29 protein-coding genes are annotated in these 26,153 nt (G+C 63.5%); 18 read left to right on the forward strand and 11 right to left on the reverse strand.

Going from position 1 to position 26,153, the window contains the following annotated elements:
• Window positions 1-36 precede the first annotated feature (36 nt).
• Entirely contained in the window at window positions 37-387 is a 351-nt protein-coding gene (locus RHP72_RS17225) for an iron-sulfur cluster assembly accessory protein (RefSeq protein WP_007730053.1), read from the reverse strand.
• Window positions 388-537: 150 nt separating this feature from the next.
• On the reverse strand, window positions 538-1,605 hold the full coding sequence (locus RHP72_RS17230; RefSeq protein ID WP_283377207.1) for a glycerate kinase: 1,068 nt from the start codon (window positions 1,603-1,605) through the stop codon (window positions 538-540).
• A gap of 134 nt (window positions 1,606-1,739) precedes the next feature.
• On the opposite strand from RHP72_RS17230, the gene RHP72_RS17235 reads away from it, so the two are divergent.
• From RHP72_RS17235 to RHP72_RS17260, 6 genes are all read left to right on the forward strand, one after another.
• Window positions 1,740-2,396, forward strand: a complete 657-nt coding sequence (locus tag RHP72_RS17235; protein WP_007730051.1) for a DUF3043 domain-containing protein — start codon at window positions 1,740-1,742, stop codon at window positions 2,394-2,396.
• Between the two features lie 2 nt (window positions 2,397-2,398).
• Window positions 2,399-2,986 carry a bifunctional adenosylcobinamide kinase/adenosylcobinamide-phosphate guanylyltransferase gene (cobU, locus tag RHP72_RS17240; RefSeq protein ID WP_257216599.1) on the forward strand — a complete coding sequence of 196 codons (588 nt, stop codon included), beginning with the start codon at window positions 2,399-2,401 and terminating at the stop codon, window positions 2,984-2,986.
• Between the two features lie 23 nt (window positions 2,987-3,009).
• Entirely contained in the window at window positions 3,010-4,155 is a 1,146-nt protein-coding gene (gene cobT, locus RHP72_RS17245; RefSeq protein ID WP_054187294.1) for a nicotinate-nucleotide--dimethylbenzimidazole phosphoribosyltransferase, read from the forward strand.
• Window positions 4,156-4,157: 2 nt separating this feature from the next.
• Window positions 4,158-4,925 carry an adenosylcobinamide-GDP ribazoletransferase gene (locus tag RHP72_RS17250; RefSeq protein WP_080961137.1) on the forward strand — a complete coding sequence of 256 codons (768 nt, stop codon included), beginning with the start codon at window positions 4,158-4,160 and terminating at the stop codon, window positions 4,923-4,925.
• 9 nt (window positions 4,926-4,934) lie between these two features.
• Window positions 4,935-5,909 carry a GlxA family transcriptional regulator gene (locus RHP72_RS17255; protein ID WP_283377208.1) on the forward strand — a complete coding sequence of 325 codons (975 nt, stop codon included), beginning with the start codon at window positions 4,935-4,937 and terminating at the stop codon, window positions 5,907-5,909.
• Between the two features lie 123 nt (window positions 5,910-6,032).
• Window positions 6,033-6,854, forward strand: coding sequence for a dienelactone hydrolase family protein (locus tag RHP72_RS17260; RefSeq protein WP_007730045.1), 822 nt, complete (start codon window positions 6,033-6,035; stop codon window positions 6,852-6,854).
• On the opposite strand, the gene RHP72_RS17265 is transcribed toward RHP72_RS17260, so the two are convergent.
• Complete coding sequence (locus tag RHP72_RS17265) at window positions 6,848-7,951, reverse strand: branched-chain amino acid aminotransferase (RefSeq protein WP_003941766.1); 1,104 nt, start codon at window positions 7,949-7,951, stop codon at window positions 6,848-6,850. The two genes, RHP72_RS17260 and RHP72_RS17265, sit on opposite strands and share 7 nt — an antisense overlap.
• A gap of 32 nt (window positions 7,952-7,983) precedes the next feature.
• On the reverse strand, window positions 7,984-9,084 hold the full coding sequence (gcvT, locus tag RHP72_RS17270; RefSeq protein ID WP_019748918.1) for a glycine cleavage system aminomethyltransferase GcvT: 1,101 nt from the start codon (window positions 9,082-9,084) through the stop codon (window positions 7,984-7,986).
• A gap of 158 nt (window positions 9,085-9,242) precedes the next feature.
• On the opposite strand from gcvT, the gene RHP72_RS17275 reads away from it, so the two are divergent.
• On the forward strand, window positions 9,243-10,760 hold the full coding sequence (locus tag RHP72_RS17275; protein ID WP_007730044.1) for a leucyl aminopeptidase: 1,518 nt from the start codon (window positions 9,243-9,245) through the stop codon (window positions 10,758-10,760).
• A 55-nt stretch (window positions 10,761-10,815) separates the two neighbouring features.
• On the opposite strand, the gene RHP72_RS17280 is transcribed toward RHP72_RS17275, so the two are convergent.
• Window positions 10,816-11,166, reverse strand: a complete 351-nt coding sequence (locus tag RHP72_RS17280) for a hypothetical protein (protein ID WP_003941713.1) — start codon at window positions 11,164-11,166, stop codon at window positions 10,816-10,818.
• A 364-nt stretch (window positions 11,167-11,530) separates the two neighbouring features.
• On the opposite strand from RHP72_RS17280, the gene sucB reads away from it, so the two are divergent.
• The 5 genes from sucB (at window position 11,531) to RHP72_RS17305 (ending at window position 16,972) form a co-directional block, all read left to right on the forward strand.
• A complete protein-coding gene (gene sucB / locus RHP72_RS17285; RefSeq protein WP_118603049.1) occupies window positions 11,531-13,279 on the forward strand; it encodes a 2-oxoglutarate dehydrogenase, E2 component, dihydrolipoamide succinyltransferase in 1,749 nt (582 codons plus the stop codon).
• Window positions 13,280-13,399: 120 nt separating this feature from the next.
• Window positions 13,400-14,287 (forward strand): TIGR01777 family oxidoreductase, encoded by an 888-nt coding sequence (locus RHP72_RS17290; protein ID WP_118603008.1) that lies wholly within the window; start codon window positions 13,400-13,402, stop codon window positions 14,285-14,287.
• A gap of 29 nt (window positions 14,288-14,316) precedes the next feature.
• Window positions 14,317-15,078: a lipoyl(octanoyl) transferase LipB gene (gene lipB / locus RHP72_RS17295; RefSeq protein ID WP_209447544.1), complete on the forward strand. Its 762-nt coding sequence runs from the start codon at window positions 14,317-14,319 to the stop codon at window positions 15,076-15,078.
• 51 nt (window positions 15,079-15,129) lie between these two features.
• Window positions 15,130-16,140 carry a lipoyl synthase gene (gene lipA / locus RHP72_RS17300; RefSeq protein ID WP_003941610.1) on the forward strand — a complete coding sequence of 337 codons (1,011 nt, stop codon included), beginning with the start codon at window positions 15,130-15,132 and terminating at the stop codon, window positions 16,138-16,140.
• Window positions 16,141-16,216: 76 nt separating this feature from the next.
• Window positions 16,217-16,972: a DUF4191 domain-containing protein gene (locus tag RHP72_RS17305; protein WP_003941625.1), complete on the forward strand. Its 756-nt coding sequence runs from the start codon at window positions 16,217-16,219 to the stop codon at window positions 16,970-16,972.
• Between the two features lie 73 nt (window positions 16,973-17,045).
• On the opposite strand, the gene RHP72_RS17310 is transcribed toward RHP72_RS17305, so the two are convergent.
• Complete coding sequence (locus RHP72_RS17310; RefSeq protein ID WP_003941579.1) at window positions 17,046-17,519, reverse strand: RDD family protein; 474 nt, start codon at window positions 17,517-17,519, stop codon at window positions 17,046-17,048.
• Window positions 17,520-17,732: 213 nt separating this feature from the next.
• Between RHP72_RS17310 and glnA the strand changes: the two genes are divergently transcribed.
• The gene (glnA, locus tag RHP72_RS17315; RefSeq protein WP_003941609.1) at window positions 17,733-19,169 is read left to right on the forward strand and encodes a type I glutamate--ammonia ligase; all 1,437 of its coding nucleotides are present in this window, start codon (window positions 17,733-17,735) and stop codon (window positions 19,167-19,169) included.
• 144 nt (window positions 19,170-19,313) lie between these two features.
• On the opposite strand, the gene RHP72_RS17320 is transcribed toward glnA, so the two are convergent.
• Entirely contained in the window at window positions 19,314-19,934 is a 621-nt protein-coding gene (locus RHP72_RS17320; protein ID WP_042445829.1) for a YdeI family protein, read from the reverse strand.
• Window positions 19,935-20,055: 121 nt separating this feature from the next.
• Window positions 20,056-21,021 (reverse strand): YafY family protein, encoded by a 966-nt coding sequence (locus RHP72_RS17325; RefSeq protein WP_007735427.1) that lies wholly within the window; start codon window positions 21,019-21,021, stop codon window positions 20,056-20,058.
• Between the two features lie 110 nt (window positions 21,022-21,131).
• Between RHP72_RS17325 and RHP72_RS17330 the strand changes: the two genes are divergently transcribed.
• Window positions 21,132-22,073 (forward strand): alpha/beta hydrolase, encoded by a 942-nt coding sequence (locus tag RHP72_RS17330; RefSeq protein ID WP_311093634.1) that lies wholly within the window; start codon window positions 21,132-21,134, stop codon window positions 22,071-22,073.
• 42 nt (window positions 22,074-22,115) lie between these two features.
• Here RHP72_RS17330 and RHP72_RS17335 read toward each other — a convergent pair whose 3' ends face one another.
• The 3 genes from RHP72_RS17335 to RHP72_RS17345 all read right to left on the reverse strand — a co-directional run bounded on the left by RHP72_RS17335 (window position 22,116) and on the right by RHP72_RS17345 (window position 23,704).
• The gene (locus RHP72_RS17335; RefSeq protein WP_228232664.1) at window positions 22,116-22,433 is read right to left on the reverse strand and encodes a hypothetical protein; all 318 of its coding nucleotides are present in this window, start codon (window positions 22,431-22,433) and stop codon (window positions 22,116-22,118) included.
• 320 nt (window positions 22,434-22,753) lie between these two features.
• Entirely contained in the window at window positions 22,754-23,212 is a 459-nt protein-coding gene (locus RHP72_RS17340) for a DUF5994 family protein (protein ID WP_042921868.1), read from the reverse strand.
• 96 nt (window positions 23,213-23,308) lie between these two features.
• The gene (locus RHP72_RS17345) at window positions 23,309-23,704 is read right to left on the reverse strand and encodes a PPOX class F420-dependent oxidoreductase (protein ID WP_042445944.1); all 396 of its coding nucleotides are present in this window, start codon (window positions 23,702-23,704) and stop codon (window positions 23,309-23,311) included.
• Window positions 23,705-23,891: 187 nt separating this feature from the next.
• Here RHP72_RS17345 and RHP72_RS17350 point away from each other — a divergent pair, with 187 nt between their 5' ends.
• From RHP72_RS17350 to RHP72_RS17365, 4 genes are read left to right on the forward strand one after another with little or no spacing between them, the layout of a single operon-like run.
• Window positions 23,892-25,079, forward strand: a complete 1,188-nt coding sequence (locus RHP72_RS17350; protein ID WP_007735433.1) for an inorganic phosphate transporter — start codon at window positions 23,892-23,894, stop codon at window positions 25,077-25,079.
• 14 nt (window positions 25,080-25,093) lie between these two features.
• Window positions 25,094-25,375 carry a hypothetical protein gene (locus RHP72_RS17355; protein ID WP_003941641.1) on the forward strand — a complete coding sequence of 94 codons (282 nt, stop codon included), beginning with the start codon at window positions 25,094-25,096 and terminating at the stop codon, window positions 25,373-25,375.
• 34 nt (window positions 25,376-25,409) lie between these two features.
• A complete protein-coding gene (locus RHP72_RS17360) occupies window positions 25,410-25,736 on the forward strand; it encodes a DUF3349 domain-containing protein (RefSeq protein ID WP_003941653.1) in 327 nt (108 codons plus the stop codon).
• Between the two features lie 11 nt (window positions 25,737-25,747).
• The gene (locus tag RHP72_RS17365; protein ID WP_007735437.1) at window positions 25,748-26,086 is read left to right on the forward strand and encodes a DUF3349 domain-containing protein; all 339 of its coding nucleotides are present in this window, start codon (window positions 25,748-25,750) and stop codon (window positions 26,084-26,086) included.
• Window positions 26,087-26,153: the final 67 nt, after the last annotated feature.

Raw genomic sequence — 26,153 nt, forward strand, 5'->3', positions numbered from 1 at the left:
GTCAGTTGTTCGTGAATTGAGTTGTGATCGACAGACTCAGTTGAACGAGTCACCGCAGGCGCAGGAGCCTGTTGCATTGGGGTTGTCGATCGAGAAGCCCTGCTGCTCGATGGTGTCGAGGAAGTCGATGGACGCACCTTCGACGTACGGCGCGCTCATCCGGTCGACAACCAGGTTGACGCCGTTGAAGTCGACAGTGAGGTCACCGTCGAGCGTGCGGTCGTCGAAGAACAGCTGGTACTTCAGTCCGGCACAGCCGCCGGGCTGCACTGCAATACGCAGCGCGAGGTCGTCGCGACCCTCCTGATCGAAGAGTGCCTTCGCCTTGGCGGACGCGGCCTCGGTCATCTTGACGCCGTGGGTGGCGGTCTCGTTCTGCACAGTCATGGGCTCTCCCTAATGTTCGTACCAACCCGTGAACGCTTCAACGGTACGCCGCTGCCGACTTATTCCCGCCAGTCCTTTACCGGGTGCGATTCGTCTTCATCCTATCCGGTCTTCCAGACACGGCAACGGCGCATCGACGCTTGTGGATCCTCACCTCCGGACGCCGCGCCAGAAGTTCCACTCGCGTGCCGTGTGTTCGGCGAGTCCCTCGAGACACGCCGACGCTTCCTCCATCGCACGTTCCACCGACCCGGCGAAATCCGTCACCGACTTCGCCGCGACTATCGAGGTCGACGCATAGTCCGCCTCGTCGAGCGTCACCTGGCCGGCAAAGACGAGCGTCGGAACGCCGTGTGCTGCCCCCGCCGAAGCGAGCGTTGTGACGAGTTTGCCGCGCAGAGATTGGTGGTCGAACTTGCCTTCGCCCGTGATCACCAGGTCAGCGGAAGCCAGTAGCGCGGCCTGTCCGGTGCGATCCGCGACGACGTCGGCCCCGGATCGCCGCTGTGCACCGAGCGCAAAGAGCGCGGCACCGATACCACCCGCGGCGCCGGCACCCGGAAAATTCGACACTCGTTTTCCGGTGACGGACTCCAACTGTTCGGCCCATCTCGCGTTGCTCGCTTCGAGGACTGCGACGGCTTCGGCGTCGGCGCCCTTTTGCGGGCCGAACACCGCTGCCGCACCGTGCTCGCCGAGAAGTACGTGTTCGACGTCGGTGGCGGCGAACAACTGAGTGCCTGCCGTAGCCGCCGCTGCAACCTCCAGGCCGCCCAGCGCCTCCACCAGTCCACGTCCCCCGTCGGTGCAGCAACTCCCACCGAGTCCGACGACAACCGTCTTCACGCCTGCCTCGAGCGCGACAGCGATCAGCTCTCCCACACCGAGACTGTGCGCGGCGAGTGCAGTGTCCCGCGTCGGCGGACCTCCGAGCAGGCCGAGCCCGACGGCCTCGGCGGACTCGATGTACGCCGTGTCCGAATCGAACAGCCACGTGGCGTCGACGGCGGCGGTCAAAGGCCCGGACACCCGTGCAGTCCGGATGTCGCCCCCAGCCGTGGCCAAGACGTCGACGAAACCCGGCCCACCGTCGGATTGTGGCGCGGTGACAACGTCGTCTTCGGGTCGGCCACGTCGCCAACCGGCAGAAATGGACTCAGCCGCCTCGACGGCCGTCAACGTCTCACCAAACGAATCTGGAGCAACTATTACCCGCATAGCCGAAGTCTAAGAGTCCCGAATGACCCCGATGTTTCACGATCTCGCGCGTTTCAGTGCCTCGGGCGATCGGGTTTTTCAGAAAGACCGAGGTCGGTTTCCCAGACCGTGCACTTATCCAATAGCCTGGAGGTGTGAAATTGCTACGCCGCGGTGACTCAGACAACTCCGACAAACGTGACGTCGAGGGCACTGAGGCATCCTCGGCCTCCGAAGAGGCGCCCATCGAGCAGGTGGGCAAGGGCCGCCCCACACCCAAGCGTCGTGACGCCGAGGCGAAGAGGCGTGGCCCCGTTGCCCCTGCCCCGCTGACCGCGAAGGAAGCCCGCGCCCGCCGTAAGGCGACCCGCGGCTCCAAGGAGGACCGCAAGGCCGAAGCCGCCGAGCGTCGTGCATCGTCGGCAGACCGCCGCGCCCGCATGCTCGCCGGCGAGGACAAGTACCTGCTCCCCCGCGACAAGGGACCGGTTCGCGCCTACGTCCGTGACTTCATCGACGCTCGCCGCAACCTCGTCGGGCTGTTCATGCCGCTCGCATTGATCCTCATCATGACGATGTTCGTCACGCCCGCACTCCAGCAGATCGTCACGCTGGCAATGCTCGTGATGATGCTCTTCATGGTCGGTGAAGGCATCTGGCTCGGTCGCATGATCAACAACCGCGTCGCCGAGCGCTTCCCCGACAGCACCGACGGCGGATTCAAGCTCGGCTGGTACGCGTTCGTTCGCGCGTCGCAGATCCGTAAGCTGCGCGCACCGAAGCCTCGTGTGGGGCCGGGCGACGCAATCTGAGCGTGACGAACACGTATAGAACTTTGGTCCTCGGCGGCGCGCGGTCTGGTAAGTCCGCGCACGCCGAGGATTTGGTTTGTGCAGGCCACTTACCCGAAAGTTCGGCACCGGTCCGGTACCTGGCGACAGCCAGACGTGATGTCTCCGACGCAGACTGGGAGAGCCGGATCGACCAGCACCGCAACAGACGGCCCTCCCATTGGTCGACGGTCGAAACCGCAGATGCCGGCGATCTCGCGGCGCAGCTCGAAAGCGATTCACACACAGCGACGTTGGTCGACGATCTGGGAACGTGGCTGACCGCGGAACTCGATCGGCAAGGCGCCTGGGACGCTCCGCGCGGCACCGTCACTCCCGCTGCGGACAGCCTGGTCGCCAGTGTCGAGAACTATCGCGGACACCTGGTGCTGGTCAGCCCCGAAGTGGGTTTGGCCGTCATCCCCGAGACGCGGTCCGGACGATTGTTCCGCGACGAGATCGGCACTCTCAACGCTCGTATCGCCGGGGTGTGCGATCGTGTCGTACTAGTGGTTGCAGGGTTACCGCTCATCTTGAAAGATACTGCTGCACAACCGGAAGGCACGATGTGAGTACCGAGGCCAATCCAGGGGCCATTTCAGGGGCGAATCCAGATGCCAACCCTGACGTCGCGCCAGTCAGTAGCGCCGACTTCGAACCCGTCACCCCGCCCGACCGCGAGGTGCGAGCGCAGGCCGATGCGCGTCAGCGTGATCTGACCAAGCCGGCCGGTTCGCTGGGCCGACTGGAGGCTCTCGCCGGCTGGGCATCAGCCTGCCAAGGAGTTTGTCCCCCACACGCTTTCGCTCGGCCTCGCGTCGTCGTGTTCGCGGGTGATCACGGAATCGCCCGCAACGGCGTCTCCGCCTATCCGCCGGAAGTGACCGCACAGATGGTCGCCAACTTCCTCGGGGGCGGCGCGGCGGTCAACGTCCTCGCCGAGGTTGCCGGCGCCACGGTACGCGTCGTCGACATCGCAGTGGACGGCGATACCGATCCGTCCGTCTCGAACCACAAGGTACGCAGGTCTTCCGGGTCCATCGACCGCGAAGACGCCATGTCGAACGAGGAAACCCTTCAGGCCATCGCCGCCGGCCGAGCGATCGCGGACGAGGAAATCGACGGGGGCGCAGATCTTCTCATCGCCGGCGACATGGGCATCGGCAATACGACGCCCGCAACCGTACTCATCGCCGCACTCACGGACAGTGAACCCGTCGCGGTCGTGGGTCGAGGTACCGGTATCGACGACGCCGGATGGATCCGCAAGACCGCAGCGATTCGCGACGCTCTCCGGCGTGCCCGTCCGCACGTTCGCGACACAGTCGCGCTGCTGCGCACGTCTTCGGGTGCCGACCTCGCCGCGATGGCCGGCTTTCTGGCCCAGGCAGCTTCGCGTCGTACGCCGGTGATCCTCGACGGCGTTGTGGTCACCGCAGCCGCCATGGTTGCCGACGAACTGGCTTTCGGCGCACGTGAATGGTGGGTCGCCGGACACCGCTCCACCGAACCCGCCCACACCATCGCATTGACCCGAATGGGTCTCGACCCGATCGTCGAGTTCGACATGCGTCTCGGTGAAGGTTCAGGTGCAGTCACAGCTCTCCCGATTCTTCAGGGCGCAGTGGCGATCCTGAGCAAGATGGCGACATTCTCCGAAGCCGGTGTCAGCACTCAGGGCAGCGCACCTGCCGACGAACCGGAGTCGATCGACCTGACCAAGACCGATACGGCGGAGTGAGCGTGGCGGGCCCGCTGTCCGGAGTGCCGCTGGCCTTCTCGTGGCTGACGGTCCTTCCGGTTCGTGGTCCCTCCGACATCGATCGAACTGCCGGCCGTCGCGCCATCGCGGCAGCTCCGCTCACCGGGATCGCTCTCGGCATTGCCGCGACGTTTCTGCTCTGGGGCACAACCAGTATCGGCCTGAATCCCTATCTCGCAGGCTTGCTGACGGTCGGTGCGCTCGCTCTCGGGACACGCGGGATGCACGTGGACGGACTGGCAGACTCCGTCGACGGACTGGGTTGTTACGGTCCACCGGAGCGCGCCCGCGAAGTCATGCACAGCGGCGGTGCCGGACCGTTCGGGGTCGCGGCGCTGTTCATCTTCCTCGGGCTGCAATCGGTCTCCTTCGGCGTCCTCGCTGTTGCCGACTCCCCCACGCAGTGGATCGCCGTTCTCGTATCTGTCGCTGCGGGTCGTGTGGCCGTCGTTTTTGCCTGCCGCCGAGGTATTCTCGCGTCGAGCCCGAGCGGATTCGGTGCGCTCGTCGCCGATTCACAACCGCTGTGGGCCGCAATCGTGTGGTCGGTTCCGCTGATCGCCGCTTCCGGCTTTGCCACCGACCGGTGGTGGCTCGGCCCTCTCGTGACCGCGTCGGCGCTGGTGATCAGTGTGCTGTGCGTGCGTCACTGCGTCCGTAGATTCGGCGGACTCAACGGAGACGTTCTCGGATTCGCACTCGAACTCACTGTGACGCTTACGGCCGTCGGCCTCACTCTCGGACTGTGATCCGACGTCGTGCGAGTAGGTGTCCTTGCGTACGAAGGTTGCCTCGCGGCCGAGATCTTCGTTTTCACCGACCTTCTCCTGATCGCGAATCGGGTCGCTGATGGAGCGCCCGCCGACCCCTTCGAGGTATCGGTCATCGCAGCGTCCGGCACGCCCGTCGTTGCGGCAGGTGGATTTTCGCTCGGCGTGCAGGAGGGGCATCACGACATCGATCACCTGGTTGTGCCGGGGTTCGAACTCGTGCCGTCCGAAGACCCTGCGACGCGTTTGTCGCTGTGGGAGGGAGAAATCGAGTTCATCCGTGCGTGCGAGGCGCGCGGCGTTCGGGTGTCGTCGGTCTGCGTCGGCGCGTATCTGCTGGGCGAGGCGGGACTGCTCGACGGACGCCGATGTACGACGTCGTGGCTGTACGGTGCGGACCTCGCGAGTCGTTACCCCGGTGCGACGGTTCGAACCGACTCGTTGATCGTCCAGGACGACGGCGTCACCACCACTGCTGCGTTCACCGCCGCGCTCGACCTCGCAACAGCACTCGTGCGCGAGCATCTCGGCGACAAGATTGCGCGTACGACCGCAAGAATTACGCTGGCGCCCGAAAACCGAACCAGTCAAGCTCCGTACATCCTCGACTCGATGCTGCCCGCCAAACACACACAGTTTGCCGACGACGTCGGAAGGTGGCTGGTCGAACGGATGGCGGAACCTTACGACTTGGATCTGCTGTCGAGTGCTTTTCACCTCAGCACCCGAACCATGCTTCGGAAGTTCAAGGACGAGACCGGGGAATCGCCGCGCAGTTATCTGCAGCGTGCACGGATCCGAAAAGCGAAACGGTTGTTGGAATCGACCGACTGGCCTCTCGGAAAGATCCTGGAGCACATCGGCTATCAGGATCCTGGAACCTTCCGTCGCCTGTTCACCGACCGCGTCGGCATCAGCCCGGCCGACTACCGAAAGCGATTCCGCAACGGCGGCGCCGGATAGGTGCGAGGCGAGCCCGCCCGAAAACATGGCGAACCGCCCTCTTCTGTAGTCGATCCCGCGCCGAAAGACTGTGCAGAGGAATTGTTTCGACTACTGAGAGGGCTCACCGTGCCGAACCGGAGCATGACCGAAGACGATCCGCTCGAAGACTTCGACCGTCGAACGATCACCATCGACGCAGTGGCGAAGTCCGTGTACGTGGCCGGCACCGGTCCCGCAGTAATCGTCATGCCGGAGATGCCGGGCATCAGCCCGCATGTAGCGCGATTCGCCCGCTGGGTGCGCGACGCCGGTTTCACTGTCTTCGTTCCGTCACTGTTCGGGCACGACGGCGCGGTCCCCACAGTGAACGAGGGGCTGACGGTATTCAAGAGAGCCTGCGTCAGTGCAGAATTCCGCGCCCTCGCTGCCGACGAACCGAGTCCGGCGGTCCGTTGGCTGCGTTCACTCGCCGCTTCCGCCCATGAGGAGAGCGGCGGACCTGGCGTCGGCGTGATCGGAATGTGCTTCACCGGTAACTTCGCGTTGTCGATGATGCTCGAACCCTCGGTCATCGCGCCGGTTCTCGCCCAACCGTCGTTACCGCTCGATCGACCGGACGAAACCGACAGCGGGCCCGAAGAACTCGAAGCCGTGCGCTCGAGACTCGAGGCCGAAGACCTCACGGTGCTTGCATACCGCTTTCGAGGTGACTCGTTCTGCCGCGCACAACGATTCGCCGCCTATTCGAAGGCCTTGGGCGAGCGCTTCGTCGGGAAGGTACTACCCGACGAAGCGGCCAACGCGACAACGTCGCCGTTCTTCGAACACGTCATTGCCAATCCACACAGCGTGGTGACGGCTCATCTCGTCGACGAGGCGGGATCGCCCACCACCGTCGCACGAGACGAGATTCTGCAGTTCTTCCGGGAGCGATTGCTCGCGGAACGAACCAGCGATCAGTGAAGTTTCGTCATCCAGCCGTGGGTGTCGGCGAAGGTTCCGCGCTGGATACCCGTGAGGGTGTCGCGCAGTGCCATCGTCACCTCACCCGGCTCGCCGTCGGCGATGGTGAACTCGCCCTCGGCGGACTTGACGCGTCCGACGGGGGTGATGACTGCTGCTGTGCCGCAAGCGAAGACCTCGGTGATTTCACCGCTCTTGCACTTGGTGCGCCATTCGTCGGTGCTGATCTTGCGCTCCTCGACGGCGAAACCGGAATCGGCGGCAAGGGCGAGCAACGAGTTGCGCGTGATGCCTGGCAACAACGAACCGGACAGCGACGGCGTCACGAGGCGAGCGTCGGGGCCCGAGCCGAAGACGAAGAACAGGTTCATTCCACCCATTTCCTCGACGTACGTGCGCTCGATGGCGTCGAGCCAGACCACCTGGTCGCAACCCTCGTCGGCGGCTTGCGCCTGGGCGAGGAGTGAAGCGGCGTAGTTGCCGGCGAACTTGGCCGCGCCGGTACCACCGGGGGCCGCGCGAACGTATTCGGTGGACAGCCACACACTGACCGGCTTGACGCCGCGCGGGAAGTACGCACCAGCAGGCGAGGCGATCAGCAGGTAGCGGTACTCGTCGGCGGGACGGACACCGAGTCCGGCTTCGGTGGAGAACATGAACGGACGGAGGTAGAGCGCGTCCTCGCCACCGGCTGCGGGAACCCAGTCGAGATCGACGTCGATCAGTTCGGTGATGGAATCGATGAACATCTGCGACGGGAGCTCCGGCATGGCCAGACGGCGCGCAGATGCCGCGAAACGCTCGGCGTTGGCCTCGACGCGGAACGAGCTGATCTCGCCACCCGGCTGACGGTATGCCTTGAGGCCCTCGAAGATGGCCTGTCCGTAGTGCAAAACCATTGCGGCCGGATCGAGCTCGATGTTTCCGTACGGCAACACCTGGGCGTCGTGCCAGCCCTTGCCCGCGGTGTAGTCGATCGAGACCATGTGGTCGGTGAAGTGCCGCCCGAAGCCGGGCGCCGCCAAAATGTCACGGCGCTCGGCGTCGGACTTCGGGGACGAGCTCTGAACACGAACGAAATCGGCGGCACCTGTCATGGGCGCAATCCTATCGAACGTGAAAAAGCTCTCTACTTGGTGTTGGTCTCCACGAACGGAGGAGACACCACGACGCACCGAAGTGCACGACCACGGACGTCGACTTCGATCTCGTCGCCGGCCGAGACATTGGCACCGGAATCGAGGAGCGCCAACGCAATTCCCACTTTGAGCGAGGGCGAAAACGTCCCCGAGGTGGTCTCGCCGATTGCCTCGCCGTCACGCAGAACACCGAGGCCGGCACGAAGCACGCCGCGATCGAGAGCCTTGATCCCCCAGAGTTTGCGAGCCGGGCCGGCAGCCTTCTCGTCGGTCAAGGTCTCTTTGCCCCAGAATGTCGGCTTCTTCCAACCGATCGCCCATCCGCAGCGCGCTTCGAGCGGAGAAATCTCGAGCGAAAGCTCATGCCCGTGCAGCGGATACCCCATCTCGGTACGAAGAGTGTCACGGGCGCCGAGTCCGGCGGCCTGCCCACCCTCGGCGCGCACTGCCTCGAGAAGCGCGCGGAACAACGGCTCGCTGTCCTCCCACCGCGGCAGGAGTTCGTAGCCGACCTCACCGGTGTAACCGCTGCGGCACACACGAACAGGCACGCCGTTCCATTCCGCATCTTCGTACGCCATGTACTCGATCTCGGTGGGAAGTCCCAGAGCGGTCAGAACCGCCACCGATTTCGGACCCTGCACAGCCAGCACACCGTAGGCACGATGCTGATCCTCGACGGTGATTCCGTCCGGTGCCACAGCGACCAGAGCCGCAACGACGTCCGCGGTATTGGCTGCGTTCGGGACGAGGAAGATCTCGTCGTCGCTGACGTAGTACGCAATGAGGTCGTCGATGACACCACCGGACTCGTTGCAGCACAACGTGTACTGAGCCTTACCCGGCCCGATCTTGTTCAGGTCGTTGGTCAGTGCGGAGTTCACGAATTCCGCGGCGCCCGCGCCACGCACGACGGCCTTGCCGAGGTGACTGACGTCGAAGAGTCCGACATTCTCACGCACAGAGGTGTGTTCGGCCACGACGCCGGCGTACGAAACCGGCATCTGCCACCCCCCGAACGGCGCGAACGTCGCGCCGAGTTCGACGTGGACGGGGTGGATCGGGCCCTGCAACAGTTGTTCGTCGGTCATGGCCCACAACCTATCGGACTTCGCCGATCGAAACATGTCCGCAGCGAGAGCTCACCCGGCCGTGACGATCGCCCGTCCGCAAACTGCAAAGGGCCTAACATCGACTCAGGCATCCGCCAGAACCGGACGCATCGCACACTCACCTCACAGGAGACACCTTGAGCACTCGCACAGCCCGATCGTTGGGACCCGACCTCGTTCTCGCCGGCACAGTCGCCAAGCGCGCAGAGATACTGGTCGTCGGCCTGACGTCGGGTCCGGACGGCCCCGAAATCGCACTCAGCGAAGGCATCGTCGCCGAAGACGTACTCGCCGAGATCCTCGACAGCCTCATCGCCGTCGGCGCCACCGGCAAGCCCGAGCAGCTCACTCGTGTCCCGGCACCGAGCGAACTGTCGGTCACCAGCGTTCTCGCCGTCGGACTCGGCTCTGCCGACAAGCTCGGCAGCGAGCAGATCCGTAAGTCCGCCGGCGCCGCAGCTCGCTCGTTGTCCGGCATCGACACCGTCGCAACCACGCTCTCGATCCTCGACCTCGGTGCAGCCGCCGAGGGATTTGCGTTGGGCGCGTACAGCTTCACCGAATTCAAGTCGTCCATGACGGCTCCCGGTCCCGATTCGCAGCCACTGGCCCGCGTCGAACTTCTGGTGCCGTCGCCGCGCACGAAGGAGACCAAAGCGACGCTGGCACGGTCGGCTGCCATCGCCGAGGCCGTCGCCACCGCACGCGAGTTCGTCAACACTCCCCCGAGCCACCTCTACCCCGCCGAGTTCGCCGCGCGCGCGAAGGCACTGGGCGTCGAGGCCGGGCTCACCGTCCAGGTTCTCGACGAGAAGGCACTCGAGAAGGGTGGCTACGGCGGAATCATCGGCGTCGGCAAGGGCTCGTCACGCCAGCCGCGTCTCGTCCGCCTCGAATACGCGTCGAAGAAGCGTGGTGCCCGCAAGGTCGCACTGGTGGGTAAGGGCATCACCTTCGACACCGGCGGAATCTCCATCAAGCCCGCCGCCGGTATGGAGAACATGACCTCGGACATGGGCGGCGCCGCAGCCGTCATCTCCACCGTTGTGCTTGCCGCCAAGCTCGGCCTGCCCGTCAACGTCGTCGCATACGTACCGATGGCCGAGAACATGCCGTCCGCGACCGCCCAGCGTCCCGGCGACGTGCTGACCCAGTACGGCGGAATCACCATCGAGGTCGTCAACACCGACGCCGAGGGCCGTTTGATTCTTGCCGACGCGATGGTTCGCGCGGGTGAGGACAACCCCGACTACATGATCGACACCGCCACCCTCACCGGTGCGCAGATGGTCGCGCTCGGCAACCGCACCCCCGGAGTCATGGGAACCGACGAGTTCCGTGACCGCGTCGCCTCCATCTCGCAGAGCGTCGGCGAGAACGGCTGGGCCATGCCGCTGCCGGAGGAATTGCGCGGAGATCTCGACTCCAAGGTCGCCGACATGGCCAATGTCACCCCACACCGCTGGGGCGGCATGCTGGTCGCAGCTCACTACCTCAAGGAATTCGTTCCCGAGGGTGTCCAGTGGGCGCACATCGACGTCGCGGGGCCGGCCTACAACACGTCAGGGCCGTGGGGTTACACCGGCAAGGGCGGCACCGGCGTTCCCGTTCGCACGATGATCTCGGTCCTGGAGGACATCGCGGTAAACGGCTGACCCCTTGCTGTGCGCCTTTATTGACCCCCCGCGGTTAATAAAGGCGCACAGCAGTTCAGGCGCCGTCGCGCAATTCCTGCTCTCGGGCCCGCTTGCGTTCGATTCGCTTACGTTCGTCGTGATCGCGCATACGCTGCGGATATCCCGTCTTGCGGACGTCGTAGACCGGGATCTTCAGGTCCTGTCCCAATTTGCGGGCACCACGTTCGCCGCCGACACGACGACGAGTCCACTCCCCGTCCTTCGCAACCAGGACGACGGTCACCTCGGTCACCGTCGTCTGCGGTTCCACATAGGCCTCGACGCCTTCGTGCGAGTGCGCCCAATTCGCCAGATGATCCGCATCACTTTGCGCTGCGGCCTGAGCCGCACTTGGCGGACGCTTGAAACGATCGAACAGTCCCACGGTCGTACCCTCCTCGGTACCGACGCCGCGGATGCACCCCGGCGATATGTCAAGTTTGCCAGGCGATGTCCGTTGTGCCTGCGCACGACATACCGTTTGGTCCGCTTACGACGTTACAGCCGGACCCCCGACGCATACCTACTCGCCAGTAGCCGACACACCCGAAACGGACGGCATCCCCCTCATCGGACACGCCCGGCGTATCAATGGAAAGATGAACGACGGTGACGCCGCGCCCGCGCGTCGACATCGGCAAAATAGCTACAAGTAGCCGCACGTCGCGCGCCACTCGAGCACAATGCATTACGACCACAAGTCGACAAAATTCAACAACCCGAACACAACTGTCGAGGAGTCAAAAGACATGGCCTTCTCCGTCCAGATGCCAGCCCTAGGTGAGAGCGTCACCGAGGGAACTGTCACACGGTGGCTCAAGCAGGAAGGAGACACGGTCGAAGTCGACGAACCCTTGCTCGAAGTCTCCACGGACAAGGTCGACACCGAGATTCCGTCTCCCGTCGCCGGCGTCCTGACCAAGATCGTCGCGCAGGAAGACGACACCGTGGAAATCGGTGGCGAGCTCGCCCAGATCGGTGAAGCCGGCGAAGCCGCAGCACCCGCGGCAGAGGCACCCGCCCCCGCCGCCGAGGAAGCTCCCGCCGAGGAAGCGCCGGCTGCCGAAGCTCCCGCTGAAGAAGCTCCCGCTGCCGAGGCACCCGCCGCTTCGAGCGGTTCCGCTGAAGGTACCGCCGTGACGATGCCCGCCCTCGGCGAGTCCGTCACCGAAGGCACCGTCACCCGTTGGCTCAAGGCTGTCGGCGACGAGGTTGCCGTCGACGAGGCGCTGCTCGAAGTCTCGACCGACAAGGTCGACACAGAGATCCCGTCCCCCGTCGCCGGAATCCTGCTCGAGATCAATGCGCAGGAAGACGACACCGTCGAGATCGGTGGCCAGCTGGCCGTCGTCGGCTCCGGCACACCCGCCGCGGCTCCGGCACCCAAGGCCGCTCCCGCAGCACCGGCCGCACCCCCTGCCCCCAAGGCTGAAGCACCGAAGGCTGAGGCACCCAAGGCCGAGGCACCCAAGCCTGCTGCCGCACCGGCCGCCCCCGCTCCGAAGCCTGCTGCGGCTCCCGCACCGGCGGCTGCCCCCGCAGCTTCCGGCGACAGCAGCCCGTACGTCACCCCGCTCGTGCGCAAGCTCGCCACGGACAACGGCGTCGACCTCGCGACCGTCACCGGCACCGGCGTCGGCGGCCGCATCCGCAAGCAGGATGTGCTCGCCGCTGCGGAGGCCAAGAAGGCTCCCGCCGCCGCTGCTCCTGCTGCAGCACCCGCGGCCGCACCGGCCGCCACCGCAGCCGCAGGCGTCCGACCCGAACTGGCACACCTGCGTGGAACCACGCAGAAGGCCAACCGTATTCGGCAGATCACGGCCACCAAGACACGTGAGTCGCTGCAGAACACCGCTCAGCTCACGCAGACCTTCGAGGTGGACGTCACCAAGATCGTCGCCCTGCGGGCCCGTGCCAAGGCCGGCTTCATCGAGCGCGAAGGCGTCAACCTGACGTTCCTTCCGTTCTTCGCCAAGGCAGTCGTCGAGGCGCTGAAGTCGCACCCGAACATCAACGCAAGCTACGACGAGGCTGCCAAGCAGATCACCTACTACGACGCTGAGCACCTCGGCATCGCAGTGGACACCGATCAGGGCTTGCTCTCCCCCGTCATCCACAACGCCGGCGATCTCGGCCTGGCCGGCCTGGCCCGAGCCATCGCCGACATCGCCAAGCGTGCACGCTCGGGTGGCCTGAAGCCGGACGAGCTCTCGGGTGGCACCTTCACCATCACCAACATCGGCAGCCAGGGCGCGCTGTTCGACACCCCGATCCTGGTACCGCCGCAGGCGGCCATGCTCGGAACCGGCGCGATCGTCAAGCGCCCGATGGTGGTCACCGACGAGAACGGCAACGAGTCCATCGGCGTTCGCTCGATGATCTACTTGCCGCTGACCTACGATCACCGTCTGGTCGACGGCGCCGACGCCGGCCGATTCCTCACCACTGTTAAGCAGCGGTTGGAAGAAGCCTCGTTCGAAGCTGATCTGGGCCTGTAAGCAACTGCTCGGCCGGCCGGGGCGTCATCTCCATCAGGAGGTGGCGCCCCGGCTTTTTCAGTACGGTCGGAGATATACGTTCGGATATCGAAGCACGCTGAATCGAAGGAGGCTTTCCGAATGCGAGTAGTCATCGCCGGCTCGTCCGGTTTGATCGGAACGGCCTTGGTGTCATCGTTGCGCTCCGACAACCACGACGTGGTGCGTCTGGTGCGACGCTCGACCGCCGGCCCCGACGAATCGCGTTGGGACCCGGACCACGACCGTCTGGACCTCTCCATCCTGCAGGGCGCCGACGCCGTCGTGAACCTCTGCGGCGTCGGCATCGGCGACAAACGGTGGTCGGGTTCCTACAAGCAAGCGATCCGTGACAGCCGCATCGTCGCGACCGACGTCTTGGCCGAAGCGGTCGCGAGTCAGAAGGTTCCCGTCCTCGCCAACGCGAGCGCCGTCGGCTATTACGGCGACACCGGCGACAAGATCGTCGACGAGGATTCGCCGGCAGGCACAGACTTTCTCGCCACGACGTGTCGCGATTGGGAACTTGCCACCGAACCGGCGCGTGCGGCGGGTGCCCGCGTCGTCAATCTGCGGTCCGGCGTCGTGATTTCACCTCATGGGGGCATGCTCGGTCGGCTTCGGCGCCTTTATTCGTTCGGCCTCGGCGGGCGACTGGGCAACGGTCGCCAGTACTTTCCGTGGATCTCACTCGAGGACGAGTGCGACGCGATCAAGTTCGCGCTCACGAATTCCGAACTCTCCGGTCCCGTCAACCTGACCGGTCCGGCCCCTGTCACCAATGCCCAGTTCAATGACGCCATGTCCCGTGCGGTCCACCGCCCGGCTCCCTGGATCGTTCCCGGGTTCGCACTCGAAGCGTTGATCGGAGAATTCGCCAAGAGCGGCATCCTCGGTGGCCAGCGCGCCATTCCCGCAGCTTTGGAAAAGGCGGGATTCTCTTTCCGCCACAACACGATCGGCGAAGCGCTGGCGGCCGCACTCGGTTGATTCCGAAGTCGGGCGTAATCTCTACGTCCATGAGCAGCGCTGCCGTTTCCGCCCGGTTCTCGAAACTGCCGATCGCCGTCGAGCAACTCGGTTCGATCGACTACAACGCCGCGTGGGACCGCCAGCGTGAGCTCGCGGCAGTGCGGGCGGACGACATCGGACCGGACACGCTACTGCTCCTCGAACACCCGCCGGTGTACACAGCAGGACGACGCACGGAACCCGAAGATCGTCCCGTCGACGGCACGCCTGTCATCGACGTCGACCGCGGCGGGAAGATCACCTGGCACGGCCCCGGCCAGCTGGTGGGATATCCGATCGTGAAACTGGCCGAGCCCATCGACGTGGTGCGGTATGTCCGACGCATCGAGGAAGCACTGATCACGGTGTGCACGGACCTCGGCCTGAACTGCGGGCGCATCGACGGCCGCTCCGGCGTCTGGCTGCCTGCCGAACTCGCAAACGGGCAATGGAAGCCCGAGCGCAAGGTTTCTGCCATCGGCGTGCGCGTCCAACGGGGCGTGGCACTGCACGGCTTCTCCCTGAACTGCAATTCGGTCCTGACCGGATTCGACAACATCATTCCCTGCGGCATCCGTGACGCCGGGGTCACGACGCTGTCGCATGAACTCGGTCGCGACGTCACCGTGGACGAAGTCACTCCCGCTGTGACCGAGGCAGTGATCGCTGCTCTCGACGGAACCATGCCCGTCACCGAACGGAACGTCGAGCGCGTCACCTTCGAAAGCGCCTCGCCTACTCCGACTTTTACTACCGTTCAGTACAGCTGACGGGCTCGCCCGAACCCCGTTGCAGTAATCACCGGGCGTAGGATCACTGTCGTGACTATCGCCCCAGAAGGACGTAAGCTGCTCCGTCTCGAGATCCGAAACGCGGAGACGCCCATCGAACGCAAACCCAACTGGATCAAGACCCGAGCAAAGATGGGCCCCGAGTACACGGAGCTCAAGGGCCTGGTCAAGCGTGAAGGTTTGCACACCGTCTGCGAGGAAGCGGGCTGCCCCAACATCTACGAGTGCTGGGAAGACCGCGAAGCCACGTTCCTGATCGGCGGTGAGCAGTGCACACGCCGCTGCGACTTCTGCCAGATCGACACCGGCAAGCCCGAAGCCCTCGACCGCGACGAGCCCCGTCGCGTCGCGGAAAGCGTTCAGGCCATGGGCCTTCGGTACTCCACGATCACCGGCGTCGCCCGCGACGACCTCCCCGACGGCGGCGCCTGGCTCTACGCCGAGACCGTCCGCAAGATCCACGAACTCAACCCGGGCACCGGCGTCGAGAACCTGGTTCCGGACTTCAACGGCAAGCCCGAACTGCTCGACGAGGTCTTCGCCTCACGCCCCGAGGTACTCGCACACAACCTCGAGACCGTCCCCCGCATCTTCAAGCGGATCCGTCCGGCATTCCGGTACCAGCGCAGCCTCGACGTCATCACCGCAGCACGCGACTACGGACTGGTCACCAAGTCCAACCTGATCCTCGGCATGGGCGAAACCCCTGAAGAGGTCACCGAGGCGATGGCAGATCTCCACGCCGCCGGTTGCGACATCCTCACCATCACCCAGTACCTGCGCCCCTCGCCCCGGCACCACCCCGTCGAGCGGTGGGTCAAGCCCGAGGAGTTCGTCGCACACTCGAAGGCTGCAGAAGAGATGGGCTTCGCCGGCGTCATGGCCGGTCCGTTGGTTCGCTCGTCGTACCGCGCCGGCCGCCTGTATGCGCAGGCCATGGCACATCACGGCCGTGAACTTCCCGAGGCGCAGCGTCATCTGACCGAGGGCGGCGACGCTTCCCAGGAAGCCAGCTCACTCATGGCGCGCCTGAATCGCTGATCCACTTTTTGCTGTGCGCCTTTATTAACCGCGGGCGGTTAGTAAAGGCGCACAGCAATGGACGTATCCTGGGTACATGGCGAACGGCAGCAAATCCGGTAAGGGCAAACCCACCAAAGAGGCAAAGGCTGCAGCGAAGGCTGCCCGCAAGCAGGCTTCCAAGGAACGTAGAACACAGCTCTGGCAGGCATTCCAGATGCAGCGCAAGGACGACAAGCTCCTCCTGCCGCTGATGATCGGCACCCTCGTCGGTGCGGCTCTGGTCTTCTTCCTGGTCGGCCTCATCTGGGGCCTTCAGTGGTTCCTGCTGCCGATCGGCATCGTTCTCGGTCTCCTCGGCGCCTTCATCATCTTCGGTCGTCGCGTCCAGAAATCGGTGTACAAGAAGGCTGAAGGTCAGGCCGGTGCCGCTGCGTGGGCGCTCGACAACATGCAGGGTGCGTGGCGCGTCACGAATGCCGTCGCCGGCACTACCCAACTCGATGCTGTTCACCGCGTCGTCGGACGGCCGGGTGTCATCCTCGTCGCCGAAGGTTCGCCGCAACGCGTCAAGGGCCTCCTCGCGCAGGAGAAGAAGAAGACCGCCCGCCTCATCGGCGACACCCCGATCTACGACATCATCATCGGCAACGACGAGGGCCAGGTTCCGCTCTCGCAGCTCCAGCGCTACTTGAACAAGTTGCCCCGCAACATCGACACCAAGCGCATGGACAACATCGAAGGTCGCCTCGCTGCACTAAGCGCACGCGGCGGCGGAGCAGCGCTTCCCAAGGGCCCGATGCCCGGAGGCGCGAAGATGAAGGGAATGCAGCGAACCATTCGTCGTCGCTGACACTCCCCCACAGCAAAACGAAAGACCCGGGCCCACACGGACCCGGGTCTTTCTTTACTTCGAGAAATTTGTGTCAGCGCGATTTCACGAGCAAAGTGCCGGTCGCGCGGTCCTGCATACCGCGACCGTCGATGTCGGTGATGGTCGCGGGAATCACGAACACAAGCAGTGCCTGACGTCCGAGCGCGCGCACGAAGCCCACTCGAATCGGGCCTTCGATTCGTGCAACCTGAAGTCCGAGGACGAACTGCCCCGGTGTGAAGTTGAACAGCGCCACCGTGACGACGCCGACTGCGAACCACACCATCAGCGTGACAGTCGAGGTCATACCGTCGAAGAAGTCGCCGGTGATGAGCGAGGCCACTCCCACAGCCATCACCCAATCCACCAACAGTGCCGCGATACGACGGCCCGAACCGACCAGCGAACCCGGACCCTCCTGAGGGAAACCGAGGAGCTCGCCACGGTACGACTGCTCACGGCCGTCCGCGCTCTTCGGCAAAGCTGCTTGCGGCCCAGAGAGCCAAGTTCCGGTGATACGTGCCATGCTGTCCAGGATAGGCGTCGCAGCACCGTAGTCCAGATTTGCCGGGTTTTAACTGTGTGGCCGGTCACATGGACTTCGGAAATCCCCAGGATGCTGCGACGCGTAACACTGCCGAAACAAAGGGTTGACGAGCGGGCAACACCAGCTCCCTACCGTCTGCCTCGACGGATTCAACCGACATCACTTGGCTGAAGCGACTTAAGGAGCACAAGCGTGGCGTTCACCACGGCCGAAGAGGTCATCAAGTACATCGCGGACGAGAACATCGAGTACGTCGACATTCGGTTCAGCGACCTGCCCGGCGTCCAGCAGCACTTCTCGATCCCGGCGTCTGCTTTCAACCAGGACGTGTTCGAGGACGGCCTCGCATTCGACGGATCTTCGGTCCGCGGATTCCAGTCGATCCACGAGTCCGACATGATGTTGCTTCCCGACGTCACCACGGCGCAGATCGACCCCTTCCGCAAGGCGAAGACCCTCAACATCAACTTCTTCGTGCACGACCCGTTCACCCGTGAGTCCTACAGCCGCGACCCGCGCAACGTTGCCCGCAAGGCCGAGGAGTACTTGGTCAGCACCGGCATCGCGGACACCGCATTCTTCGGCGCCGAGGCCGAGTTCTACATCTTCGACTCGGTTCGCTACGACTCCGGCATGAACTCCGCGTTCTACGAGCTGGATTCCATCTCCGGTTCCTGGAACACCGGCGCAGAGACCAACGCCGACGGCTCCCCGAACCTCGGCTACAAGGTTCGCGCCAAGGGCGGCTACTTCCCCGTCGCTCCGTACGACCACTACGTGGACCTGCGCGACGAAATCTCCACCAACCTGACCAACGCGGGCTTCGAGCTCGAGCGCGGCCACCACGAGGTCGGTACCGGCGGACAGCAGGAGATCAACTACAAGTTCAACACGCTGCTCGCAGCTGCTGACGACCTGCAGCTGTTCAAGTACATCGTCAAGAACACCTGCTGGCAGCACGGCAAGTCCGCGACCTTCATGCCGAAGCCGCTCTTCGGTGACAACGGCTCGGGCATGCACGTCCACCAGTCCCTGTGGAAGGACGGCAAGCCCCTCTTCCACGACGAGTCCGGCTACGCGGGCCTCTCGGACATGGCTCGCCACTACATCGGCGGCATCCTGCACCACGCTCCGTCGCTGTTGGCCTTCACCAACCCGACGATCAACTCGTACCACCGTCTGGTGCCGGGCTACGAAGCCCCCATCAACCTCGTGTACAGCCAGCGCAACCGCTCGGCAGCTGTCCGTATCCCGATCACGGGCAACAACCCGAAGGCAAAGCGTCTAGAGTTCCGCGCACCCGACTCCTCGGGTAACCCGTACCTCAACTTCGCTGCACAGATGATGGCCGGCCTGGACGGCATCAAGAACAAGATCGAGCCGATGGCTCCGGTCGACAAGGACCTCTACGAGCTTCCCCCGGAGGAGGCTCGCAACATCCCGCAGGCTCCGACCAGCCTCGAGACGGTCATCAACCGCCTCGAAGCCGATCACGAGTACCTGACCGAGGGTGGCGTCTTCACCACCGACCTTATCGAGACCTGGATCTCGCTCAAGCGCGAGCAGGAAATCGCTCCGGTCAACCTGCGTCCGCACCCGTACGAGTTCGAGCTCTACTACGACGTGTGATCCGCATCCTGACGTAAGTCAGACCTGCGAGTACCGAGTCCACCCGTCCCGCTTCTGCGGGGCGGGTGGACTTGTTTCGGTCCGAGGGAAACCCCTCGGACAGATGATGACCGGCCTTCATACCGGACGCGGTCGAATCGCGGATCAGCCGCGGGCACGTTGACCGATGGCCGCATTGTTGACGATATGGGCGATTCGACCTGCCCGTGTTGCGTCTCGAGCGGCACTGACGATCCACCACAGCATCTGTTTGCGGGCGCTGGGCGGAAAACTGTCCCAGTTACTTCGCGCTTGCGTGTCCAGGTCCAGCGCCGCCTGCAAGTCAGATGGTTCCTCGAGGTCTTCGACTTGGTCGAGAATCGTCCACCAACCAGTGGATTTCGCGGCAGCAATGGCACCACGACCAGCAGCGGTCATGAGGCCACGCGCCTCCATATCAGCTGCGCGTTCGCGGTTGAGTCGGGTCCAGGAACTCTTGCGTCTCCGCGGTGTGAACAGTTGCAAATTGCGCTCTTCGTCGAAGACGGTGTTGGTGGAATCGATCCACCCAAAGCAGATCGCTTCCTCAACGGCCTGAGGGTAGGGGCAGCGTGGTCGGCTGGTGGTGGTGCGCCAGGAGCACAACCACACTCCGCGGCCTGACGTGTGATTGTCCGTCAACCAAGTTCGCCACTGTTCGCGAGTCTCGGCGTGGATGATCGGGTAGTCGAACTTCCACGTCTGAGGGTGGACGGAAGCCGGCGGCGATGATTTCGAATCGGTCACTTACTCTCCAGCCTAGAGGGAATCGGATACGTGTCTCGATAGACGAGGGGCCTGCGCAGGGAACACGTCCCCGCGGCAACTTGGACGTGAATGGTCTTGTCGCGCAATCCTCTTCTGACTGTCATGGTGGCGAGACCCTGAGGTGAAGGGCGAGCCGACTGACGGTGTCGGCAAGCTCGGTTGGTTCGATGACGACCACTGGGGCGGTGAGCGCAATGCGCGCAACCGTCATGGCGAGCCTGCCGAGATCTTCGCTGCGGATCTCGACAAGGCAGCGGTCCGCTGCCACCTCGATCGGTGTGTGGTCAATCCATCTGAGTACGCCCTCGAGGTCGGCGAACGTAGCTTCGATGGCGAGTTTTGCATCGTGGTGACGGGGTGGCGAGCCAACTGATCTCGCGACGAAGCCTGCCGCGTCACCGCCCGGGATCTCGCGTGGCGTGAAATGACTGCCTGCCAGCCAGGGCTCCGAGAGCCGGTCCAGTCGAAATGTTCGCCAATCCGAACGATGGTGGTCCCATGCTACGAGATACCAACGACGCCCCGCCGTGACAAGGCGGTGCGACTCGACGAGTCGTCTGCTGCTCTCGCCATCACCTCGCCGATAGTCGAAACGAACGTGCTCGTGGTCGCGACATGCCGCAGCGAGCACACTGAGTGCTTCGGGATCGACGATGTCGTCATTTGCCCGCCGCATGGAACTGACGCTCGAATGCAGTGCCGACACACGTCGGCGTAGTCGATGGGGCAGGAGTGTTTCGATCTTCGTCAGCGCGCGCAGCGCCGTTTCTTCGATGCCTCCGATGGCGGCCTCGGCGGCGTAGCGCAGTCCGACGGCTACCGCCACGGACTCGTCATCGTCGAGGATCAGGGGCGGCACGTGCGCCCCCGTTGCAAGTCGGTAGCCCCCGTATTTTCCGGACGTGGAATCGACCGGATAGCCGAGGTCGCGTAGGCGATCGATGTCGCGGCGCACCGTCCGCTGCGTGACATCGAGTCGTGCGGCAAGTTCGGCACAGTGCCAGAAGCGATGAGTCTGAAGGAGCGAGAGCAGTTGCAGTGCTCGGCCTGTGGGATCGTTCCGCATTTCTTCAGATTGCCAGCGATCTAGGACTTTATGTGTCCACGATGCTCCCTATCGTCGGAGCAACCGGTCGATCCAGACACGAGATCGGTACTCGACTCAAAGGAGCATCCGTGAATCCATCCGACTTCCCCAGGCCCGTCCTCATCCCAGTGAACGGCGTGGAACTCGAAGTCTTCGAAGCAGGGCGACACAATGCCGGGAAACCCATCGTGTTGTGTCACGGATGGCCAGAGCACGCCTATTCCTGGCGATACCAGGTGCCCGCCCTTGTCGAGGCGGGCTACCACGTCATCGTCCCGAACCAACGCGGCTACGGCAATTCGTCACGTCCGACCGAAGTGACGGACTATGACATCGAACATTTGGCGGGTGATCTCATCGCACTTCTCGATCACTACGGCTACGACGATGCCACCCTTGTCGGTCACGATTGGGGCGCCTTTGTCGTGTGGGGCCTTACCCTGTTGCACCCGGACCGGGTTAACAAAGTGATCAACCTGAGCCTGCCCTACCAGGATCGCGGAGAGCAGCCGTGGATTGAGTTCATGGAAGCCGTGCTTGGCGGTGATTTCTACTTCGTCCATTTCAATCGACAGCCGGGCGTCGCGGACGCGGTGTTCGAAGACAACACCTTCCGGTTCCTCCGCAACCTGTACCGGAAGAACGAACCCCTCAGGGAACCTCAGCCGGGTATGGCTCTGATCGATCTCGCCAAAGCAGAGACACCACTCGGTGAGCCCCTGATGAGCGATAGAGAATTGGCCATTTTCGTCTCCGCCTTCGAATCGACAGGATTCACGGGCAGTGTGAACTGGTACAGGAACCTTGACCGCAACTGGCATCTGCTGGCGGAGGTGGACCCGATCATCCAACAGCCCACACTCATGATCTACGGCGACCGTGACGCGATCGCGAGAGCTGAGAACCTGACAGAGTTCGTGCCCAATGTGGAAGTAGTCAATCTCGATTGCGGTCACTGGATCCAACAAGAAAGACCCGAAGAGACCAACCAAGCGATCTTGAACTGGCTGGAACGGCAGGATGCCACATAGTTTCAAGGCTAGGTGCGGTCTCAGTGAAAATGTCAGTCTCATTCAAGTCCAGTAGGGGGCTTGATCCGGACCGACCGTCTTCGAGATTTGGCGAGAGCGGCGGTAAACAAACCATGCACTCAACCCGACGATGGGCACAAGCCAAATCCCGACAGAGAAGGCGACAGCGCGCCACACACCGACTCGCCCGGACACAGAAACCACATCGGCCGTTCCGACAAGACACAGGGAAAGCCAAATCAAGGCGAGAATGAATCCGCCGCCGTACAGAAGAAAGAATGCTTCGAATCCGTCCATGCAGTCCATTCCACTGTCGGCGCAGTCCTGAAGCCCAGCCGCACCGAGTAGGGAAATGTTCACGGTGGCGATGCTACGGGCCAGGGCGTCCCGAACTGCCGAACAAGCGGGCGGATTCGGCGATGCGAACGCCGCTCAGCCCGAACAGAGTAGAAGCCCCACCCCCGTGGGGAGGGTGGGGCTTCCTTCGGTCCGGCGCTCACGCACAGTGGGAGGGTGGTGGACATGCCGGACCGACGACACGGCAGGGAGTCAAGCTGCCGCGCCCAAGCGCTGACCTGAAGGAATGCGCCTGAGATCGTGGTTACGAGAACCATCAAACCAGACAAACTGGACGCATGTTCAGGAATCGCGAGATTCGACCCCCGCACGTCAGAAAGATCTCACTGCACCCGATAGGTTTCGCTGCGGACAGGATCCACCAACCGCCGCATGACCTCGTACGCGCGGTCCGGATCCGTGTACGGCGGAATCATCATCAAAACGAGTTGACGACCATAGATGTCGTCGAGATACATCAAATCGTGGGGCTGGCCAGGGTACGGACCCCGCACTTCCAGTCCGTCGACCTCGTCGATACGACGCTGCGCGCTGCTGATCGTGTTCCAGTCGAACGCAACCCGCGCGATCGGCCCCAACCTCAGCGAAAGTGCGGATATCAGATCGTGAAGCTCCGCCGTGACGTTCGTGGTCCACGGGAACCACGCGCCGTCAACCGATGCCTTGACGGCACCTTGCCCACGAAGCAGGAATCGCGGAGTCCGCGTCGGCGACGGGAAAGGTTGCCCGACATGGCGCTGCGGCGCTTCCATTGCATAGTCGAGAGTGCTGATGTGCGCCATGACGAGGCTCCTTGACGGAGGATTCGTGGAACCGTCAGGCAGAGGTGCCCGGTCGTGGGTTCCATACCTTCAGACTACTCCGCTACGCAATCCCGACTATGCATCGACGGAAATGATCACGCCGGTGTCGCCGTACGGGAACGGACCATTACCGATGTGACCGAGGGTGTTGAAGAATTTCGAAATAGGCACCATCACACCGTATTTCGCTTTGACTTTGCTGCGGATCTCGTCGAATTCAGCTCCACCGCTCACCAACTGAGCGGTCCCGGTGACCGGCGACGCACCGTCGGCAACCTTTCCGCGGTTGTTGCACGGCACTACGGTGACGCGTGGGTTGTTTCGCAGACGCTTGGCCTTACCCGACTTCGAGGAAGTCCAGAAGCCGATACGTCCGTCAGGCAGAGGCACGACCCACGTCGGCGTGGCTACGCCGTCACCGCTCTTACGGAATGTGGTGACCGAGATCGTCTTCTCTTCGCCCAGGGACATGAGACGAGCGTATGCCTCCACGAACTCCACGACCATGCACACGAATGAATTTTCTCTGCCTCAGGCGTTTCAAAACGGACAATTATCCGGACGAAGGTGAACAACAGGTGCCGAGTGGTGGAAATGTCGCGGAACGACCACGTCTGAGGTCGATTTGAGGCCCGGAGGTGTTGGAACATGACTTCTCGTGAATGCGGAACTCATCGTTCTCCTCGTCGTCGTCGTAACCGCTCTGGGGTTCGACTTCACCAACGGTTTTCATGACACTGGCAACGCTATGGCCACGTCGATTGCAACCGGCGCCCTCAAGCCCAAGGTGGCAGTCGCTCTGTCTGCTTCCTTGAACCTGGTCGGAGCTTTCCTCTCGGTAGAGGTTGCTGCCACTGTGGCCAAGGGTGTGGTGAACCTCGGAAATGTGGGTGGCCAAGCGCTGCTCACCATCGTCTTCGCCGGCCTTGTCGGCGGCATCATCTGGAACCTGGCAACGTGGTTGCTCGGCATCCCCTCGAGTTCCTCACACGCGCTGTTCGGCGGACTGATCGGCGCCGCAATCGCGTCCCTCGGAATGAGCGGTGTCGCCTGGAGCGGCGTCCTCAGCAAGGTTGTCATCCCCGCAGTTCTCGCGCCCGTCGTGGCCGGCTTGGTTGCCGCGGCCGGCACCTGGCTCATCTACCGCATCACCTCCAACGTCGGAGAAGAAACCAAGGACAAAGGTTTCCGACTCGGCCAGATCGGTTCGGCTTCACTCGTTTCCCTCGCACACGGCACCAACGACGCTCAGAAGACCATGGGCGTCATCTTCCTCGCCCTGGTCGCCCACGGAACCATTTCCGCCGACGCGGACATGCCGTTCTGGGTCAAGCTCACCTGTGCGCTCGCGATCGCTGCCGGAACCTACCTCGGCGGTTGGCGAGTCATCCGCACTCTCGGCAAGGGACTTGTCGAGATTGCCGCACCACAAGGCATGGCAGCCGAAGCATCCTCTGCTGCAATCATTCTCACCTCCAGCCACCTCGGCCTTCCGCTCTCCACCACCCATGTGGCGACGGGTTCCATCATGGGAACCGGTCTGGGACGCAAGGGCGCCGAAGTTCGTTGGGGCGTAGCCGGACGTATGGCGGTCGCCTGGTTGATCACTCTTCCGTCCGCTGCAATCGTCGGCGCTCTGTGCTGGGGACTGGCCGACATCGTCGGCGGCCTGCCCGGTGTCCTGGTCGTCTTCGCCGTGCTCATCGCGTTGGCCGGCTGGATGTACCTGCGCTCCCGCAAGGAGCCCATCGATCCGAGCAACGTCAACGCCGAGTGGGACGGCGGCCTGGTGCCTGCAGAGGTCCCCGGTCCGGACGCCCGCGTCACCACCGACGCCAAAGCCTGAAAGAGGGAATCGACATGGATATCTTGAAAAACACCGTCGACTCGCTCTGGCAGGTCGTACTGGTCGGCCTCCTGCTGGGCGCCGGACTACCGGCGATCTTCGCAATCGGCCTGAAGTCGCTCGACGCCGGACAACGTGGCAGTGGCGGCGGGAGCACTGCCGTCGCGGCTCGCAGTCCGTTGGCCGTGGCAGGCGCAGTGGTGTGCTTCGCGGTCGTGCTCATCGCGATCGTCACCGGAATCCTCTTCATCATGCAGGGCTTCCTCAGCCACACATTCGGCATCGAGATCTTCTGATCCCGTGCGCCCTCACGAGCGGAAAGACATCACCGTGACTGCACCGACTCCATCCCTTCCTCAATCCATTCTTGACTGGCTTCGCGCCGGCTACCCCGAAGGCATACCGCCCAAGGACCGCATTCCGCTGGTCGCATTGCTACGACGCAAACTCTCGGACGCGCAAATTCGAGACATTGCCATCGGCGCTGCACTCGCAGAACTGAGCGACGTCAACAGCGACCAGGTGATCTCGAGCGACGAGATCAGCGCTCAGATCGCCGATCTGACGAGCCAGACTCCCTCGGACGAGGACATCGCGCGCGTTGCCTCCGTCCTTGCTGCCGCCGGGTGGCCCCTCGCTGATCTCGACAACCACTGAAGCTCGATTCGTTGAGTCTTCCACCACTTCTGGCTTCGATACTCGGCTGGCTGCGTGCCGGGTATCCGAACGGTGTGCCGGAGCAGGACTACGTCCCTTTGATGGCCCTGCTCCGGCGACAACTGTCCGACGACGAGATCGCCGTTCTTGCTGACGATCTCGTCGCCGGCTTTCCGCTTCCGGTCGATCCGATCGACTTTCCCGGTTCGGTCGATCCGATCGACATCGGCGTCCTCATCACCAAGGTCACCGACGATATTCCGCACGAATCGGACGTCGCTCGGGTACGTGAACACCTGATTCGTGGAGGTTGGCAAATCGTGGCACAACCTCCGGTCGACGACGCCTGACGGCATTACGGTAAATCGGACCAGTTTGATAACGAACCGGTAACGGTGCCGTCGAGGTCAATACAGA

Source organism: Rhodococcus sp. SG20037 (assembly GCF_031763325.1).
GTDB classification, from domain to species: domain Bacteria; phylum Actinomycetota; class Actinomycetes; order Mycobacteriales; family Mycobacteriaceae; genus Rhodococcus_F; species Rhodococcus_F qingshengii.

What these genes read in the sequence shown, in the direction of transcription:
- RHP72_RS17290 (WP_118603008.1), top strand. Translation starts at nt 13,400, where the DNA reads ATGCGAGTAGTCATCGCCGGCTCGTCCGGTTTGATCGGAACGGCCTTG.
- RHP72_RS17265 (WP_003941766.1), bottom strand. Translation starts at nt 7,951, where the DNA reads ATGACAGGTGCCGCCGATTTCGTTCGTGTTCAGAGCTCGTCCCCGAAG.
- sucB (WP_118603049.1), top strand. Translation starts at nt 11,531, where the DNA reads ATGGCCTTCTCCGTCCAGATGCCAGCCCTAGGTGAGAGCGTCACCGAG.
- RHP72_RS17260 (WP_007730045.1), top strand. Translation starts at nt 6,033, where the DNA reads ATGACCGAAGACGATCCGCTCGAAGACTTCGACCGTCGAACGATCACC.
- RHP72_RS17225 (WP_007730053.1), bottom strand. Translation starts at nt 387, where the DNA reads ATGACTGTGCAGAACGAGACCGCCACCCACGGCGTCAAGATGACCGAG.
- RHP72_RS17345 (WP_042445944.1), bottom strand. Translation starts at nt 23,704, where the DNA reads ATGTCCCTGGGCGAAGAGAAGACGATCTCGGTCACCACATTCCGTAAG.
- RHP72_RS17325 (WP_007735427.1), bottom strand. Translation starts at nt 21,021, where the DNA reads ATGCGGAACGATCCCACAGGCCGAGCACTGCAACTGCTCTCGCTCCTT.
- lipB (WP_209447544.1), top strand. Translation starts at nt 14,317, where the DNA reads ATGAGCAGCGCTGCCGTTTCCGCCCGGTTCTCGAAACTGCCGATCGCC.
- RHP72_RS17355 (WP_003941641.1), top strand. Translation starts at nt 25,094, where the DNA reads ATGGATATCTTGAAAAACACCGTCGACTCGCTCTGGCAGGTCGTACTG.
- RHP72_RS17230 (WP_283377207.1), bottom strand. Translation starts at nt 1,605, where the DNA reads ATGCGGGTAATAGTTGCTCCAGATTCGTTTGGTGAGACGTTGACGGCC.
- RHP72_RS17310 (WP_003941579.1), bottom strand. Translation starts at nt 17,519, where the DNA reads ATGGCACGTATCACCGGAACTTGGCTCTCTGGGCCGCAAGCAGCTTTG.
- RHP72_RS17340 (WP_042921868.1), bottom strand. Translation starts at nt 23,212, where the DNA reads ATGGCGCACATCAGCACTCTCGACTATGCAATGGAAGCGCCGCAGCGC.
- gcvT (WP_019748918.1), bottom strand. Translation starts at nt 9,084, where the DNA reads ATGACCGACGAACAACTGTTGCAGGGCCCGATCCACCCCGTCCACGTC.
- RHP72_RS17305 (WP_003941625.1), top strand. Translation starts at nt 16,217, where the DNA reads ATGGCGAACGGCAGCAAATCCGGTAAGGGCAAACCCACCAAAGAGGCA.